Here is a 14,099-nt window from a genome sequence, read left to right as displayed (position 1 = left end):
TCGGATGATGAGACTAGGCCAGGTGATGCGCGACGCCCATGTGCGGAACGTCACGCGTTCACCGGCATAGTCATGCAGTCCCCTGTGTGATCACACAGGGTTCCGTACGGCACCCGGGCGTCAGCCGACGTGCCCGCCGATCAGCCAGCCCAGCAGGTACGTCACACCGGCCGCCGCGCCACCCAGCACCAGCTGCCGCACCCCGCTGAACCACCAGCTGCGGGCCGTCACCCGGGCCACCACCGCACCGCAGGCGAAGAGGCCGAGCGCGGCGAGCAGCATCGCGGGCAGCAGCGTGGTCGCGCCCAGCAGGTACGGCAGGAGCGGCAGCAGCGCGCCGAGCGCGAAGCAGAGGAAGGAGGAGGTGGCGGCGACCAGCGGCGAGGGCAGGTCGTTGGGGTCGATGCCCAGCTCCTCCCGGGCGTGGATCTCCAGTGTCTGGTCCGGGTCGGCGGACAGCTGCCGGGCCACCTCGTGGGCGAGGTCCGGGTCCACCCCGCGGGACACGTACAGCTGGGCCAGCTCGGCCAGCTCGCCGTGCGGGTTGCGGCTCAGCTCCAGCCGCTCGGCCTCGATCTCGGCCTGCACGAGCTCCCGCTGCGAGGCCACCGAGGTGTACTCCCCCGCCGCCATCGAGCAGGCGCCGGCGGCCAGTCCGGCGAGCCCGGTGAGGATCACCGTGCCGTTCGACGCCGCCCCGCCGACCACGCCGGTCATCAGCGCGAAGTTGGACACCAGACCGTCGACCGCGCCGAACACCGCCGGTCGCAGCCAGCCGCCGTTGACGTCCCGGTGGTGCCCGGCGGCGGGTATCCGGGGGTGGTGCCCGGCCTCGGGTTCAACAATGGTCGCGCTCACGGTTCAGCCCCTCCGTTTTCGTTCGTCTGCCTCGAACGTAGCCCGCCCGATCCGGGCATTTCCAGCAAAGTAAGGCTGTCCGAACAGCACGTCGGCCGCCCTCCGCGAGCGTCGCGGGGGCGGCCGAAGGGGCGGTATCGTCCCAGGTCAGGTCAGGTTCTTGGCGTCCTTGCCGGTCTTCTCGGCGGTCGCGGCGGTGGCCGGCGCGTCCACCTTTTTGTCCGCCGGCTGAGACAGCTCGGCGGTCTCACCGGCCCCGGCAACCTTCTCGGACGGGGCAGCCTTCTCGGCCGAGGTGGCCTTCTCGGCTGGGCTCTCCGCTGCGGCCTCCTCGTGCGCGGCCGGGTCGATGCTCGCCGGGTCCTCCCGGCCGGGCCGCTTCTTCCCGACGATCACCAGGTACGCCACCGCGGCCAGGAACACCGCGATCGACACCCAGTCGTTCAGCCGCAGGCCGAAGAAGACGTGCGCGTCGTCGATCCGCAGCCACTCGGTCCAGAACCGGCCCACCGTGTACGCGGCCACGTACAGCGCGAAGGCCCGGCCGTGGCCCAGCTTCCAGCGCCGGTCCGCCCAGATCACCAGCAGCGCGACGCCGACGCACCAGAGCGACTCGTACAGGAAGGTCGGGTGGTAGACGCCCCTGACGACCTCGCCGTTCGGCAGCGTCTTGTCGATCTCCAGGCCCCACGGCAGCGTGGTCGGCCGGCCGTACAGCTCCTGGTTGAAGTAGTTGCCCCAGCGGCCCATCGCCTGCGCGAGGGCGATGCCCGGCGCGATGGCGTCGGCGTAGGCGGGCAGCGGCACACCCCGGCGGCGGGCGCCGATCCAGGCGCCGACCGCGCCCAGCGCGATCGCGCCCCAGATCCCGAGGCCGCCCTCCCAGATCTTGAGGGCGTTCCAGGGGTTCTTCCCCTCACCGAAGTACAGCCGGCCGCCATCGGTGATCACGTGGTACAGCCGGCCGCCGACCAGGCCGAACGGCACGGCCCAGACGGCGATGTCGCCGACCGTGTGCTTGGCACCGCCCCGGGCGACCCAGCGCTTGCTGCCGAGCCAGACGGCGACGACGACACCGAGGATGATGCAGAAGGCATAGGCGCGCAGCGGGATCGGTCCGAGGTACAGGACGCCCCGCGACGGGCTGGGAATGTAGGCGATATCCATGGCAGCTCCGACGCTACAGGGTCGGCGGCCCCCGCCGGGCACCCCAGGGGGTCACAGAAACCGAACAACGGGCAGTCGCGGCCGCCCGGAACGGGTGCCGCCGGCCCCTTCCGGACGGGGAGGGGGCGGCGGCACCGGGCCGCGTACGGGGCTCAACCGGCGTTCGGCGACGGGTTGTTGGTCTCCGAGGCAGTGCTGGTGGGCGCCGGGGTCTGCCCGTTGGAGCCCGGGGTGCCGAGCTGCTTGCCCTGGTTGGCGGCGTCCACCCACTTCACCAGGTTCGCCGGGGTGATCTCCTCGGTGCCGTTCTTCGGGTAGATCGGCTGGCCGTTGAGCAGCACCGTCGGGGTCGACTTGTAGCTGGACTTGTCGAAGTCCTGCTGCACCGAGGACACCCACCCGCCGTACTTGTTGTCGTTGACGCAGGACTCGAAGGTGGGCATGTCCAGGCCGTTGACCTGCTTGGCCAGGTTGATCAGGACGGCCTTGTTGCCGAAGGCGTCGCTGGTCTCGTCCGGCTGGTTGCGGTAGAGCACGTCGTGGAAGTCCCGGAAGTGCCCGGCGTCCTGGGCGCAGGCCAGCGCGTTGGCGCCGGTCTTGGAGCCCTTGCCGGGCACGGCGCGGTCGATGAACGACACGATGTGGTAGTTCGTGAAGATCTTGCCCGCGTCTTCGAGCTGGTCGACGGTCGGCGAGAACTCGCGCTCGAAGAGGCCGCAGGCGGGGCAGCGCGGGTCCTCGTAGACGGTGAGGACGGCCGGGGAGTTGGCGGCGCCGGCCGGGATGACCAGGTTCTTGTCTCCGACGGTCCCGGCGGGGGCGGCGGCCGGCGTCTCCGGCTTGGAGCGCTCGTTCTGCACCACCACGCCGGTGGCCACGGCGGCGGCGATCACCGCGAGCACCGAACCGCCCACGATCAGCTTCTTCCTGCGCCTGGAGGCGGCCTCGTCGGCCTCCCGCTGCGCCAGCATCCGCTCGCGGGCGGTGCGCTTGCCTTCTCGGTTCTTCTCGCTCATTGCCTTGACATCCATCGGGAGGACCTCGGTCGGGGGTGGGGGTGCGGTGGACCGGCCGGTCAGCTCGCCAGCCAGCCGTCCACCGAGAACTTGGTGCGGGGCCGCCACAGCAGCCACCCGGCCAGCAGCAGGAACCCGGTGTCGCGGAGGATCTCCTGCAGGTACTCGGTCTGCGAGGCGTCCACGTGCCCGCCGCCGCCGAAGCAGCCGCAGTCGATCGAGATGCCGCGCGCCCAGGCGGAGGCGATCCCGGCGATGAAGGTGAGCAGCAGCAGCGTGGAGACACCGGCGACGAGCCGGACGCCGAGGCCGATCACCAGCAGCAGGGCGAGCGCCAGCTCCAGGAAGGGCAGCGCGTAGCCGACCGGCTTGACCAGCCCCTCGGGCAGGATCTCGTAGGCGCGGACGGCCTGGGCGGCCTCCGCCGGGTCGGCGATCTTGGCCAGTCCGGCCCAGCCCCAGACCACCGCGAGCCCGAGCCGGACGGCGGTGCCGAGCCATGCCGTCCACGCCGGCACGGCGCGCCGCGCGGCCGACGCGGGACCTGCGGGCACTGCGGGCGTGGAGTCTTCGGGCACTGCGGGCGCGGGGTCGCCGGGCTGCGCTGCCGGGCCGGCCATCAGGGAACCCCCCTCGGGAAACTCGTTCACATCCTGATGAACCGTAAGGGATGAAGCCCGGTTCCTCCATATTCAGGAATTAAGCCGTATGGGTGACACCTGATGACGGTCTGTCCGAATCGACCCGAACGTGCGCTCGGCCAGGGCCCGTCTTCAAACTCCCGTCGTCCGCCCGGAGGGCGGGCGTGGCGGCGTCTGGGTGCGTGCATCGCAAGGCGGAGGAGGGAGTCCATGCGGAGCATCGGCGACCGACGACAACGCGGCGAGGTGCGTGCCCAGGCGTCGGCGCGCAGGCGGGAGTTTGAAGACGGGCCCTAATGACACTGCGGCGGACGGCCGGGGTCGACGAGATCGGCCCGGCCTTCGTGGTGCGAGCGGCCGGCCCGCACGGCGGCGTCCCAGCGGGCCGCCTCGGCACACGCGGACGCGTCCCGGCCTGCCCGCTCGGCACCCGCCCTGGCCAGCGCCTGCCCGACCTCGGCGTGCGCCCCGACGGCGGCGCCGAGGGCCAGCGCGGCTGCCGCCGCCCGCAGCAGGACGGCTCGATGGAGACCCCGCACCGGCTCACCCCTTCGCTCGCCCGGCAACCCCCGTGGCACGTCGTTCGTGCACTCGTCCCACCACTCAACGCCGGTCAACCCCGGCTGATGCGTGTGCCCGCCAGTGTTCACCCGTTCGGGTTCCCGGCAAGGCCGGACGGACCGTCACCCTCTCCCAAAACCGACGGCCCGCCGCTCCACACGGAGCGACGGGCCGTCAGTCAGCCACGGGTCAGCGGCGGCGCACGCCCTCCGCCAGCTCGCCGGCCACGGCACGGACGGCGGCCAGCGCGGCCGGCTCGTCACCGTCGGCGTCCAGGATGCGCTTCACGAACGCGGATCCGACGATCACGCCGTCCGCGAAGCCCGCCACCTCGGCCGCCTGCTCGGCGTTGGAGACGCCGAGCCCGACGCAGACCGGCAGGTCGGTGGTGGCCCGGGTACGGGCGACCAGGTCCTCGGCGAGCGAGCCGACCTGGGTGCGGGTGCCGGTGACGCCCATCACCGCGGCGGCGTACACGAAGCCGCTGCCGGCCGCAGTGACCTCGGCCAGGCGCTTGTCCTTGCTGCTGGGGGCGACCACGAACACGGTGTCCAGCCCGTGCGCGTCCGCCGCCTTGCGCCACTCCTCCGACTCCTCCACCGGCAGGTCCGGCAGGATGCAGCCGGTCCCGCCCGCGGCGGCCAGGTCGGCGGCGAAGCGCGCGGTGCCGTAGCGCTCGACCGGGTTCCAGTACGTCATCACCAGCACCGCCGCCTCGGGGTGCGCGGTGGCGACCTCCTGGACGGTGCGCAGCACGTCCTTGATCCGCACGCCGCCCCGCAGCGCGATGTCGTCGGCGGTCTGGATGACGGCGCCGTCCAGGACCGGGTCGGAGTGCGGCAGGCCGACCTCGACGACGTCGCAGCCGCCCTCGATCAGCGCGTTGATCGCCCGGATGCCGCCGTCGACGGTCGGGAAGCCGGCCGGCAGGTAGCCGATCAGTGCGGCCCGGTTCTCCGCCTTGGCGGCGGCCAGGATTCCGCTGAGCTTCGATGCCATGGTCACTTACCCCCGTTGCCCGCGTCGTCGGCGGCGGGCTGCTCGTCGTACAGGCCGAAGTACTGGGCCGCGGTGTGCATGTCCTTGTCGCCGCGCCCGGAGAGCGAGACCAGGATGGTGGCCTCGGGCCCGAGCTCGCGGCCCAGCTCCAGGGCGCCGGCCAGCGCGTGGGCGCTCTCGATGGCCGGGATGATGCCCTCGGTGCGGGACAGCAGGCGCAGCGCCTGCATCGCGGCGTCGTCGGTGACCGGGCGGTACTCGGCCCGTCCGGTGTCCTTGAGCCAGGCGTGCTCGGGGCCGACGCCGGGGTAGTCGAGGCCGGCCGAGATGGAGTGCGACTCGATGGTCTGGCCGTCCTCGTCCTGGAGGACGTAGGTGCGCGAGCCGTGCAGCACGCCGGGGTCGCCCTTGGTGAGGGTGGCGGCGTGCCGGGGGGTGTCGGCGCCCTCGCCGGCCGCCTCGCAGCCGATCAGGCGCACGTCGGCGTCCGGGATGAACTCGTGGAAGATGCCCATCGCGTTGGAGCCGCCGCCGACGCAGGCAACGACGGCGTCGGGCAGCCGCCCGGTGCGGTCGAGCACCTGCTGGCGGGCCTCGACGCCGATGATCCGGTGGAAGTCGCGGACCATCATCGGGAACGGGTGCGGGCCGGCCACCGTGCCGAACAGGTAGTGGGTGGAGTCGACGTTGGCGACCCAGTCGCGGAACGCCTCGTTGATGGCGTCCTTGAGGGTGCGGCTGCCGGACTTGACGGCCACCACCTCGGCGCCGAGCATCCGCATCCGGGCGACGTTCAGCGCCTGGCGCTGGGTGTCGACCTCGCCCATGTAGATGGTGCAGTCGAAGCCGAACAGCGCGCAGGCGGTGGCGGTGGCCACGCCGTGCTGGCCGGCGCCGGTCTCGGCGATGATCCGGGTCTTGCCCATCCGCCTGGTGAGCAGGGCCTGGCCCAGCACGTTGTTGATCTTGTGCGAGCCGGTGTGGTTGAGGTCCTCGCGCTTGAGCAGGATGCGCGCGCCGCCCGCCTCGGCGGAGAAGCGGTGCACGTCGGTCAGCGGGCTCGGGCGGCCCGTGTAGTCCTTGAGCAGGCCGTCGAGTTCGGCCGCGAAGGCCGGGTCGGCCTTGGCCTTCTCGTACTCCTCGGCGACCTGCTCGACGGCGGCGACCAGCGCCTCCGGGATGAAGCGGCCCCCGTAGGCGCCGAAGTAGCCGCGGGCGTCCGGCACCTGGGCGCCGGGCAGGTAGTCCTTTTCGGACATGGTGAAGTCCTTCGGGAAGATGACGACAGTGACGTCTCGTGGCTGAGGATCAGCCGAGCGTCCCGCGCCATCGCCGCCCCTGCACCTGCCCGGGCTCGCAGCCGATGACGTACCGCACCCGCCGCCCCAGCACCCGGCGTGCGGGCGCGCGGCAGCCGCGCGGGCGGCAGCCGTTCCGGAGGGCGGCGCCGAGACGCAGCGGAGGGTGGGGGTCGCGTCCGAGGTACGAGGACGCGGCACCCGCCCACCGCGCAGTCGAGGCAGAGCCCGACCATCCGGAGGGTTCGAGGCGGCTGGCGATCTTCATGGCGGCGGGGTCAGTCCTTGTGCCGGACGGCGGGGTGGGCCCCGGCGGCGACCAGGTCGGCGACCGCGGCGCGCGGGTCCTTGCCGGTCACCAGGGACTCGCCGACCAGCACCGCGTCGGCGCCCAGGTTGGCGTAGGAGATCACGTCCAGCGGGCCGCGCACGCCGGACTCGGCGACCTTGACGATGCCGTCCGGGATGGCGTGGACGACGTTGCCGAAGGTGTTGCGGTCCACCTCAAGGGTCTTGAGGTTGCGGGCGTTGACGCCGATGATCCGCGCGCCGGCGTCCACCGCGCGCCGGATCTCCTCCTCGTCGTGCACCTCGACCAGCGGCGTGAGGCCGATCGACTCGGCGCGCTCGATCAGCGACACCAGGGCCGACTGGTCGAGGGCCGCGACGATCAGCAGCGCGAGGTCGGCGCCGTGCGCGCGGGCCTCCCACAGCTGGTACGCGGTGACGATGAAGTCCTTGCGCAGCAGCGGGGTGTCCACCGCGGCGCGGACGGCGTCCAGGTCGGCCAGCGATCCGCCGAAGCGGCGCTGCTCGGTCAGCACGCTGATCGCGGCGGCACCCCCGGCCGCGTAGTCGATCGCCAGGGCGGCCGGATCGGCGATCGCGGCCAGTGCGCCCTTGGACGGGCTGGAGCGCTTCACCTCGCAGATCACCCGGACCCCGTCGCCCTTGAGGGCGGCGACGCCGTCCTTGGCCTCCGGCGCCTTGGCGGCGAGCTCCTTGAGCTCGTCCAGGGAGACCCGGGCCTGCCGCTCGGCGAGGTCCTCGCGGACCCCTTCGATGATCGTGTCGAGCACACTCATGCGCCCACCTCGCTTCGCTCAGCAGGCGCTGCGCGCAACACGCACCTGTCGATTGTTCGCTCTCCCCCAGCCTTCGGCCGGGGGTGCCCCCATCGCTCACTCACGTGCAGTGCCCCCATCATGTCTGCCAGTTCGCCGGCGAGGAGCCGTCTGGGCAAAGGCCCGTCGGCTCTTCGATGGTATCGGCACCCGGGGGCGCGGGGCGCATCAGCCCGGCGTGCGTCTCGCGGACCGGACGCCCCTCGGGGCGGCTCCCAACTGGGACTTCACCGCTTCTCCACCCACGCCCTGGCAGGTGCGCCGGCCAGGGGCCGGCTCAGACCAGCGGCGGTGCCAGCCCCGCCCCGATCGGCAGGTTCCGCACCACCGTGAACACGACCACCAGCAGCGCGATCAATGCCCAGCGCCGCGACCCGACCGAGACCCTCGGCCCCGGGCCGCCGGTCAGCGCGGCCCAGGCCCAGCGCAGCCAGAGCACCGCGAGCACCGCGAACAGCAGCACCGCCACCGCATTGTCGTGCAGCGCGCCGGTGAGGTCCCCGTGGCTGAGCGCGTGGACGCAGCGCAGGCCCCCGCAGCCGGGGCACCACCAGCCGGTCGCGGCCAGGAACGGGCAGTTCGGGTAGTGCCCGGGCGCGTTCGGGTCGACCACGGAGACGTACACGGCGGGGATGGCCACCGCGGCCAGCGCGGCCAGCGGCGGGCCCAGCCGCCGCAGCACGGGCGGCGGGGCGGAGGCGGTGGGGGCGGCGTTCACGCCCCCGATTCTGCCCGGCGCGGGCCCGGAGCGAACGAAAACGGCGGGCGTGGCGCGCCCGCCGTTCAGTCGTGCGACTGTTCCGTTTTCCGAGGGGCTGTGTCCTCAGGCGGCGACGGCAGCGCGCGCGGCGCGGGCCTCGGTCTGCTCCTCGACGGACTTGTACACGTGGGGGCTCGGCTGCTTGCCCATGCCGGCCATCGCCATGGCCTTGCCGATCACACCGGCGACGAGGACGACGGCCAGGCCGGCCACGACCAGCAGCGGCGACGGAAGGATCATCGCGACACCCGCGATGCCGAAACCGATGAAGGAGATGATCACGCCGGTCCAGGCGGCGGGGTTGTGGCCGTGTGCTGCTGCTGCCATCGATGGTGCTCCTTGGCTCTCGGGGCCCGGCCGGGCCTGCGGGGCCGCCGGCGGGTTGACGGGATCCATTGTGCCGGGCCACACACCGGCACCCCAAAGCGGGTGGCGGGTCTATCGCGTCACACGCCGGCCGGGGGTCAGACTGCTGTGGGGTCCTCGCCGCGGTCGAGGGCCTTCCACAGGTCGGCCGGGGTGTCCGTCGTCGCGGGGGCCGTGCGGGTGGGCGCCTCGTAGCGGCTGCCCATGGCCGGCCAGCCGCGGCCGAACCGGACGGTCAGCAGCCCGGCGAGGGCGAGCAGCACCCCGCCGGCCACCGCCGCCCAGGGCCAGCCGGTGTGGCCGACCTCGGTGGCCGTCGAGCCGGCGAGCGCGAGCTTGCGGGCCGCCTCGCCGTCCAGCGCGGTGGTGTCGCCCGCGCCGGCCACGGCGGTGGCGGCCACGCCGAGCCCGGCCAGCAGGGTCAGCACGCCGACCGCGATCCGGCCGACGCCGCGCACCGCGAACACCGCGACGGCCGCGGCCAGCCCCACCAGGGCCAGCCCGCCGGGCAGTTCGGAGATCTTGCCGCCGGTGACGGACACCTCCAGGGTGCCGGCCCGGCCCTGGGCCCAGTCCCGGCCGGCCGCGGTCAGCACCAGGACGGCGCCGAGCACGGTCAGCAGCAGCATCACGCCGAGCGTCCGCCGGCTCGACCGGGCGGCCGGGGTCGGCGCGGGTACGGGGGTCTGGTCAGGAGCGCTCACCCGTCCACTATCCCCCGGCCGGTGTCTCACGCCTTACCCGGGGTGGGCCGCTCGATCGGGAACTCGTCGGTCTGCAACACCAGCGTCCGATCGCCGAGCGGCAGAAACAGGTCATTGCCGAACGGCACCCGTTCGGCCTCCCGGTACACCCCGCCCGGGGCGGGGGCGGTGTGCACCGTGCAGACGCCGGCCGCCGGGTCGATCACCACGAACAGCGGGATCCCGCACTCGGCGTAGACGCGCGCCGGCGTCCCGTGCTCACCGCCCGGCCCCGCCACCTCCAGCACCGCCTCGACGTCCGTCCCCTCGAAGCGCCCACGGGCATTCCGTCCGGCACCCGGGGCGATCACCGCCAGGCCGGGGGCGAGGCCACCGGGAGCGGCCGGGAAGTCGATCGGCACGCGGGACAGAACCCGGCCGTGGCCGGCCAGTTCGTCCCTGATCTGCACGGCGGCGCTGAGCACGATCTCCCACCACCGCTCGTCGTGCGGCATCTCGGACATCCCGGCCGCCTTCCTCCCGAACGTGCGAACAGACGCGGCCCACAAACGCGGGCCTACCGCGGACCTATGAAAGCTCCGGCGTCCGCAGCGTATTGGCGGTGGCGACGGCCCGCAGCACGGCCGCCGCCTTGTTGCGGCACTCGGTGTCCTCGCCGTGCGGGTCGGAGTCGGCCACCACGCCCGCGCCGGCCTGCACGTACGCGGTGCCGTCGCGCAGTACCGCGGTGCGGATCGCGATCGCGGTGTCGGAGTCCCCGGCGAAGTCCAGATAGCCGACACAGCCGCCGTACAGGCCGCGGCGGGTGGGCTCCAGCTCCTCGATGATCCGCATCGCGCGGGGCTTGGGCGCGCCGGACAGGGTGCCGGCCGGGAAGCAGGCGGTCAGCACGTCGAAGGCGGTCCGTCCGGGCGCGACCCGGCCGGTGACGGTGGAGACGATGTGCATGACGTGGCTGTAGCGCTCGATCTGCATGAAGTCGACCACCTCGACGCTGCCCGGCTCGCAGACCCGGCCGAGGTCGTTGCGGCCGAGGTCGACCAGCATCAGGTGTTCGGCCCGCTCCTTGGGGTCGGCGAGCAGTTCGGCGGCCAGCGCCGCGTCCTCGTGCGGGGTGGCGCCGCGGTGCCGGGTGCCGGCGATCGGGTGCAGCATCGCCTCGCCGTCGGTGACCTTGACCAGCGCCTCCGGGCTGGAGCCGACCACGTCGAAGCCGCCCTCCGCCGTGCCGTCGGGGCCGGGGAAGCGGAACAGGTACATGTACGGGCTGGGGTTGGTGGTGCGCAGCACCCGGTAGACGTCCAGCGCGGAGGCCGGGCAGGGCGCCTCGAAGCGCTGTGAGGGGACTACCTGGAAGGCCTCGCCGGCCCGGATCCGCTCCTTGATCTCGTCCACCGCGGCCCGGTACGGCGCGCCGCCGAAGGGCGAGCGGGCCTCGCCGGGGCCGGCCGGGGTGAAGGTGGCCAGGCCCGGGTCGACCGGCTTGAGCAGGTCGGCCTCCATCGCGTCCAGCCGGGCCACCGCGTCCGCGTAGGCCTCGTCGACGCCGCTGGCCAGGTCGTTGTGGTTGACGGCGTTGGCGATCAGCAGCACCGTGCCGTCGGCGTGGTCGAGCACGGCGAGGTCGGTGGCGAGCAGCATGGTCAGCTCGGGGAGCTTCAGGTCGTCCGGGTTGAGGTCGGGCAGCTTCTCCAGCCGGCGGACGATGTCGTAGCCGAGGTAGCCGACCAGGCCGCCGGTGAGCGGCGGGAGGCCGTCGTCGGTGTGCCGGGGGGTGTGCAGCGCGTCCAGGGCGGCGCGCAGCACCTGCAGCGGATCGCCGGTGGTGGGGATGCCGACCGGCGGGGTGCCGAGCCAGCGGGCGGTGCCGTCCGGGTCCGCGGTGAGCGTGGCGGCGCTGCGGACGCCGACGAAGGAGTACCGCGACCAGCTGCGGCCCTGCTCGGCGGACTCCAGCAGGAAGGTGCCGGGCCGCTCGTCGGCGAGGCTGCGGTAGAGGCCGATCGGGGTGAGGCCGTCCGCGAGGAGCCTGCGGGTGACCGGGATGACCCGGGTGTCGACGGCGAGCTTGCGGAAGGCTTCGAGATCCATGGCGGGCGGCACCTTCGGGGTCGTAGGGGGATCAGGCGAGCGGGAGCACGTCGGCGTCGAAGCAGGTGCGGTCGCCGGTGTGGCAGGCCGCGCCGGTCTGGTCGACCTTCACCAACAGGGTGTCGCCGTCGCAGTCCAGCGCCACCGACTTGACCGCCTGGACGTGGCCGGAGGTGTCGCCCTTCACCCAGTACTCGCGGCGGCTGCGGCTCCAGTAGGTGCAGCGACCGGTGGTGAGTGTGCGGTGCAGCGCCTCGTCGTCCATCCAGCCGAGCATCAGCACCTCGCCGGTGTCGTACTGCTGCGCGATGGCCGGGAGCAGTCCGTCCTCGGTCCGCTTGAGGCGGGCGGCGATCTCGGGGGCCAGGGCGGTGGTGCCGGGGGCGGCGGGTGTGGTGGACATGGGGCCATTGTGTCAGCCCTGCCTTTACCGCCGGTCCGCCGTCCGGATCTCGGCCACCGAACTGTCCTAACCCTCCCGCTCGCAGCCGGCCGGCCAGATGCGGTGGACGAACAGCCCGGCCTCCTGCGCCAGGGCGGCGACCCGGGCCGGCTCGCTGCCGGGCTCGCCGTCCCAGACCGCGATCAGCTCGTCGATCATGCCGACCAGGGCGCGCCCGGTGTCGTCGCCGAGGCCGCCGCGCTCGGCGGCGGCGAGCCAGTGGACGGCGTTCGCCTCGTTCATCAGCGCGAGCCGGGTGGGCCGGTGGCGGTCGTCGGCGCTGCCGACCACCGACGCGCTCGCGGGGACGATGATCTCCAGCTTGCCGCCGTGGTCCAGGACGGACCGGGCGAACCAGCTGTCCGGCCCCTCGTCGGCGCAGGTGACGCCGACCAGCTCGTACGGGCCGAAGGTGGTGACCAGCTTCCAGAGGTCCCCGCGGACCAGCATCTCGGTGATGCCGCCCGACAGGCCCTGGTGGCCGGTGATTCCGACGCGCATTCCCAACTCCCGGGATCGTGTCGTGCCGCCGGGAGCCTATCCGGTACGGGGACGAGTTCGGCCAACCGCCTGCCGGGAGGCCCCGGGTTGGGCCATTCTCGTGGCCATGACCTCCGAGCAGCCGCCGCCCGCAGCCGCCGACTCCCGCCCGTCCCGCGGCCTGGTCCTCACCGTCGGGGCCGTCCTCGTCTCGCTGCTCGCGGTGGTGGCCACCGTGCTGCTGTGGCCGGAGGACAAGAAGCCGGCCGCCGCGCCGCCCCCGCCCACCCCCACGGCCAGCCCGACCCCGACGCCCACGCCGACCCCCACCCCGACGCCGACCCGGACCCCGCCGTACCCCTTCTTCCCGGTCGGCACCTGCTTCGACCACCCCCAACTCAGCCCGGTGCTCACCAAGTCGGAGGAGCGGCCCTGCGAGGGCGCGCACGACGGTGAAGTGATCGCCGACCTCAAGCTGCCGGAGGGCCTCACCGGCGACCTCAAGATCAACCTGGCCGTGCTGGACGGCTGCAAGGAGGCCGAGACCGCTGCCAAGGCCCGCCAGGGCGACGGCCGCACCTACTACGGCCGCCCCCTCGGCCCGACGATGGCCAACTACCAGCAGGGCTGGCGCGACTACACCTGCGCCCTGACCGTCAGCAACCACCAGGGCGGCCCCAAGCTCACCGGCCACCTGCGCTGAGCCGCCGACGGTCCGGGGCCTGTCGCCGAACTCCCGTCGTCCGCCCGTCGCCCGGCAGGCCGGAGTCCGCCGCCAAGCCCTAGGGTGGCGCCATGTCGAACCACGCCCTCGCCGAGCGTCACCGCCTCGCCGAACTCCTCGCCGCCGCCGGGCCGGACGCGCCCACCCTCTGCGCCGGATGGACCACCCGGGACCTCGCCGCCCACCTGGTGATCCGGGAACGCCGGACGGACGCGGCGGCCGGCATCCGCGTCGGCGCCCTCGCGGGCTGGACCCACCGGGTGCAGTCGGCGTACGCCGAGCGCCCGTACGAGGAACTGCTGAAGCTGTTCCGCTCCGGCCCGCCGCTGCTCTCCCTCTTCGCCCTGCCCGGCGCGGACGAGGCGGCGAACACCGTCGAGTACTTCGTGCACGCCGAGGACGTCCTGCGCGCCGAGGACGACTGGACGCCGCAGCCGGTGCCGCCCGGCCGCGCCGAGGCCCTGTGGCGCCGCCTCCCCCTGCTGGCCCGCCTGGAGGCCGGCCGCCGCTCCCCCGTCCGACTGGAGCTGCGCCACCCCGACGGCCGCTCCCTCACCGTCGGCCCGGCCGGCTCCCCCACCGTCCGCATCACCGGCGACCCGGGCGAGCTGATCCTCTTCGTCTACGGCCGCGGCGCCCGCACCACCCTCACCGTCGACGGCCCCACCGACGCCATCGAGGCCCTGCGGCACGCGCTGCCGCTGCCGTAGCCCGCGTCGCCCCGCCTCGGACAAGGAGGGGCGACGCATCATGAACAAAGCCAGGGAGATAGTAATTCGGGTGTCGCCCCACGGCATGCCGAGGGGCGAAGATCGGAAGAGCACACCGCTGAACTCCCGTCCCCCACTCTCAACTCGTATGCCCTCTT

18 protein-coding genes are annotated in these 14,099 nt (G+C 73.4%); 2 read left to right on the top strand and 16 right to left on the bottom strand.

What is annotated here, in order from left to right:
• Positions 1 to 120 precede the first annotated feature (120 nt).
• From KV557_RS20600 to KV557_RS20525, 16 genes are all read right to left on the bottom strand, one after another.
• Positions 121 to 858 carry a VIT1/CCC1 transporter family protein gene (locus KV557_RS20600; RefSeq protein WP_374106654.1) on the bottom strand — a complete coding sequence of 246 codons (738 nt, stop codon included), beginning with the start codon at positions 856 to 858 and terminating at the stop codon, positions 121 to 123.
• A 147-nt stretch (positions 859 to 1,005) separates the two neighbouring features.
• Complete coding sequence (lgt, locus tag KV557_RS20595; RefSeq protein WP_218202336.1) at positions 1,006 to 2,025, bottom strand: prolipoprotein diacylglyceryl transferase; 1,020 nt, start codon at positions 2,023 to 2,025, stop codon at positions 1,006 to 1,008.
• Positions 2,026 to 2,177: 152 nt separating this feature from the next.
• Positions 2,178 to 3,041 carry a DsbA family protein gene (locus KV557_RS20590; RefSeq protein WP_218202333.1) on the bottom strand — a complete coding sequence of 288 codons (864 nt, stop codon included), beginning with the start codon at positions 3,039 to 3,041 and terminating at the stop codon, positions 2,178 to 2,180.
• A gap of 59 nt (positions 3,042 to 3,100) precedes the next feature.
• On the bottom strand, positions 3,101 to 3,661 hold the full coding sequence (locus tag KV557_RS20585; protein ID WP_218202331.1) for a MauE/DoxX family redox-associated membrane protein: 561 nt from the start codon (positions 3,659 to 3,661) through the stop codon (positions 3,101 to 3,103).
• Positions 3,662 to 3,975: 314 nt separating this feature from the next.
• Positions 3,976 to 4,221, bottom strand: coding sequence for a hypothetical protein (locus tag KV557_RS20580; protein ID WP_218202329.1), 246 nt, complete (start codon positions 4,219 to 4,221; stop codon positions 3,976 to 3,978).
• Between the two features lie 211 nt (positions 4,222 to 4,432).
• Positions 4,433 to 5,242 carry a tryptophan synthase subunit alpha gene (gene trpA / locus KV557_RS20575; protein ID WP_218202327.1) on the bottom strand — a complete coding sequence of 270 codons (810 nt, stop codon included), beginning with the start codon at positions 5,240 to 5,242 and terminating at the stop codon, positions 4,433 to 4,435.
• Positions 5,243 to 5,244: 2 nt separating this feature from the next.
• Entirely contained in the window at positions 5,245 to 6,501 is a 1,257-nt protein-coding gene (gene trpB / locus KV557_RS20570; protein ID WP_218202326.1) for a tryptophan synthase subunit beta, read from the bottom strand.
• A 49-nt stretch (positions 6,502 to 6,550) separates the two neighbouring features.
• Positions 6,551 to 6,808, bottom strand: coding sequence for a tryptophan biosynthesis modulator TrpM (trpM, locus tag KV557_RS20565; RefSeq protein WP_218202511.1), 258 nt, complete (start codon positions 6,806 to 6,808; stop codon positions 6,551 to 6,553).
• Positions 6,809 to 6,818: 10 nt separating this feature from the next.
• The gene (gene trpC / locus KV557_RS20560) at positions 6,819 to 7,625 is read right to left on the bottom strand and encodes an indole-3-glycerol phosphate synthase TrpC (RefSeq protein ID WP_218202324.1); all 807 of its coding nucleotides are present in this window, start codon (positions 7,623 to 7,625) and stop codon (positions 6,819 to 6,821) included.
• 316 nt (positions 7,626 to 7,941) lie between these two features.
• Positions 7,942 to 8,382, bottom strand: a complete 441-nt coding sequence (locus KV557_RS20555; RefSeq protein WP_218202322.1) for a DUF2752 domain-containing protein — start codon at positions 8,380 to 8,382, stop codon at positions 7,942 to 7,944.
• 105 nt (positions 8,383 to 8,487) lie between these two features.
• The gene (locus tag KV557_RS20550) at positions 8,488 to 8,751 is read right to left on the bottom strand and encodes an HGxxPAAW family protein (protein ID WP_218202319.1); all 264 of its coding nucleotides are present in this window, start codon (positions 8,749 to 8,751) and stop codon (positions 8,488 to 8,490) included.
• Between the two features lie 137 nt (positions 8,752 to 8,888).
• On the bottom strand, positions 8,889 to 9,494 hold the full coding sequence (locus KV557_RS20545) for a TIGR02234 family membrane protein (RefSeq protein ID WP_308129989.1): 606 nt from the start codon (positions 9,492 to 9,494) through the stop codon (positions 8,889 to 8,891).
• Between the two features lie 26 nt (positions 9,495 to 9,520).
• Entirely contained in the window at positions 9,521 to 9,997 is a 477-nt protein-coding gene (locus KV557_RS20540) for a Uma2 family endonuclease (RefSeq protein WP_218202318.1), read from the bottom strand.
• A gap of 64 nt (positions 9,998 to 10,061) precedes the next feature.
• The gene (locus tag KV557_RS20535) at positions 10,062 to 11,585 is read right to left on the bottom strand and encodes an anthranilate synthase component I (protein ID WP_218202315.1); all 1,524 of its coding nucleotides are present in this window, start codon (positions 11,583 to 11,585) and stop codon (positions 10,062 to 10,064) included.
• Between the two features lie 31 nt (positions 11,586 to 11,616).
• Positions 11,617 to 11,988 (bottom strand): phosphoribosyl-AMP cyclohydrolase, encoded by a 372-nt coding sequence (hisI, locus tag KV557_RS20530; protein WP_153460342.1) that lies wholly within the window; start codon positions 11,986 to 11,988, stop codon positions 11,617 to 11,619.
• Positions 11,989 to 12,054: 66 nt separating this feature from the next.
• Positions 12,055 to 12,528 carry a hypothetical protein gene (locus KV557_RS20525; RefSeq protein WP_218202313.1) on the bottom strand — a complete coding sequence of 158 codons (474 nt, stop codon included), beginning with the start codon at positions 12,526 to 12,528 and terminating at the stop codon, positions 12,055 to 12,057.
• A 106-nt stretch (positions 12,529 to 12,634) separates the two neighbouring features.
• Here KV557_RS20525 and KV557_RS20520 point away from each other — a divergent pair, with 106 nt between their 5' ends.
• Both KV557_RS20520 and KV557_RS20515 read left to right on the top strand, forming a co-directional pair.
• The gene (locus KV557_RS20520; protein WP_218202312.1) at positions 12,635 to 13,210 is read left to right on the top strand and encodes a hypothetical protein; all 576 of its coding nucleotides are present in this window, start codon (positions 12,635 to 12,637) and stop codon (positions 13,208 to 13,210) included.
• Positions 13,211 to 13,302: 92 nt separating this feature from the next.
• Positions 13,303 to 13,941: a TIGR03085 family metal-binding protein gene (locus KV557_RS20515; protein ID WP_218202311.1), complete on the top strand. Its 639-nt coding sequence runs from the start codon at positions 13,303 to 13,305 to the stop codon at positions 13,939 to 13,941.
• The last annotated feature ends 158 nt before the right edge of the window (positions 13,942 to 14,099 follow it).

This window comes from Kitasatospora aureofaciens (genome assembly GCF_019192735.1).
Classification (GTDB): Bacteria; Actinomycetota; Actinomycetes; order Streptomycetales; family Streptomycetaceae; genus Kitasatospora; species Kitasatospora aureofaciens_A.
The sequence above is the reverse complement of the archived record's forward strand: the minus strand, read 5'-3'. Positions and strand labels throughout refer to the sequence as shown.

Excerpts from the sequence above, each read along its gene's own strand:
- trpM (WP_218202511.1), bottom strand. The coding sequence starts at position 6,808 with ATGAAGATCGCCAGCCGCCTCGAACCCTCCGGATGGTCGGGCTCTGCC.
- trpA (WP_218202327.1), bottom strand. The coding sequence starts at position 5,242 with ATGGCATCGAAGCTCAGCGGAATCCTGGCCGCCGCCAAGGCGGAGAAC.
- KV557_RS20585 (WP_218202331.1), bottom strand. The coding sequence starts at position 3,661 with ATGGCCGGCCCGGCAGCGCAGCCCGGCGACCCCGCGCCCGCAGTGCCC.
- KV557_RS20550 (WP_218202319.1), bottom strand. The coding sequence starts at position 8,751 with ATGGCAGCAGCAGCACACGGCCACAACCCCGCCGCCTGGACCGGCGTG.
- KV557_RS20590 (WP_218202333.1), bottom strand. The coding sequence starts at position 3,041 with ATGAGCGAGAAGAACCGAGAAGGCAAGCGCACCGCCCGCGAGCGGATG.
- KV557_RS20520 (WP_218202312.1), top strand. The coding sequence starts at position 12,635 with ATGACCTCCGAGCAGCCGCCGCCCGCAGCCGCCGACTCCCGCCCGTCC.
- KV557_RS20515 (WP_218202311.1), top strand. The coding sequence starts at position 13,303 with ATGTCGAACCACGCCCTCGCCGAGCGTCACCGCCTCGCCGAACTCCTC.
- lgt (WP_218202336.1), bottom strand. The coding sequence starts at position 2,025 with ATGGATATCGCCTACATTCCCAGCCCGTCGCGGGGCGTCCTGTACCTC.
- trpC (WP_218202324.1), bottom strand. The coding sequence starts at position 7,625 with ATGAGTGTGCTCGACACGATCATCGAAGGGGTCCGCGAGGACCTCGCC.
- trpB (WP_218202326.1), bottom strand. The coding sequence starts at position 6,501 with ATGTCCGAAAAGGACTACCTGCCCGGCGCCCAGGTGCCGGACGCCCGC.
- hisI (WP_153460342.1), bottom strand. The coding sequence starts at position 11,988 with ATGTCCACCACACCCGCCGCCCCCGGCACCACCGCCCTGGCCCCCGAG.
- KV557_RS20535 (WP_218202315.1), bottom strand. The coding sequence starts at position 11,585 with ATGGATCTCGAAGCCTTCCGCAAGCTCGCCGTCGACACCCGGGTCATC.
- KV557_RS20525 (WP_218202313.1), bottom strand. The coding sequence starts at position 12,528 with ATGCGCGTCGGAATCACCGGCCACCAGGGCCTGTCGGGCGGCATCACC.
- KV557_RS20540 (WP_218202318.1), bottom strand. The coding sequence starts at position 9,997 with ATGTCCGAGATGCCGCACGACGAGCGGTGGTGGGAGATCGTGCTCAGC.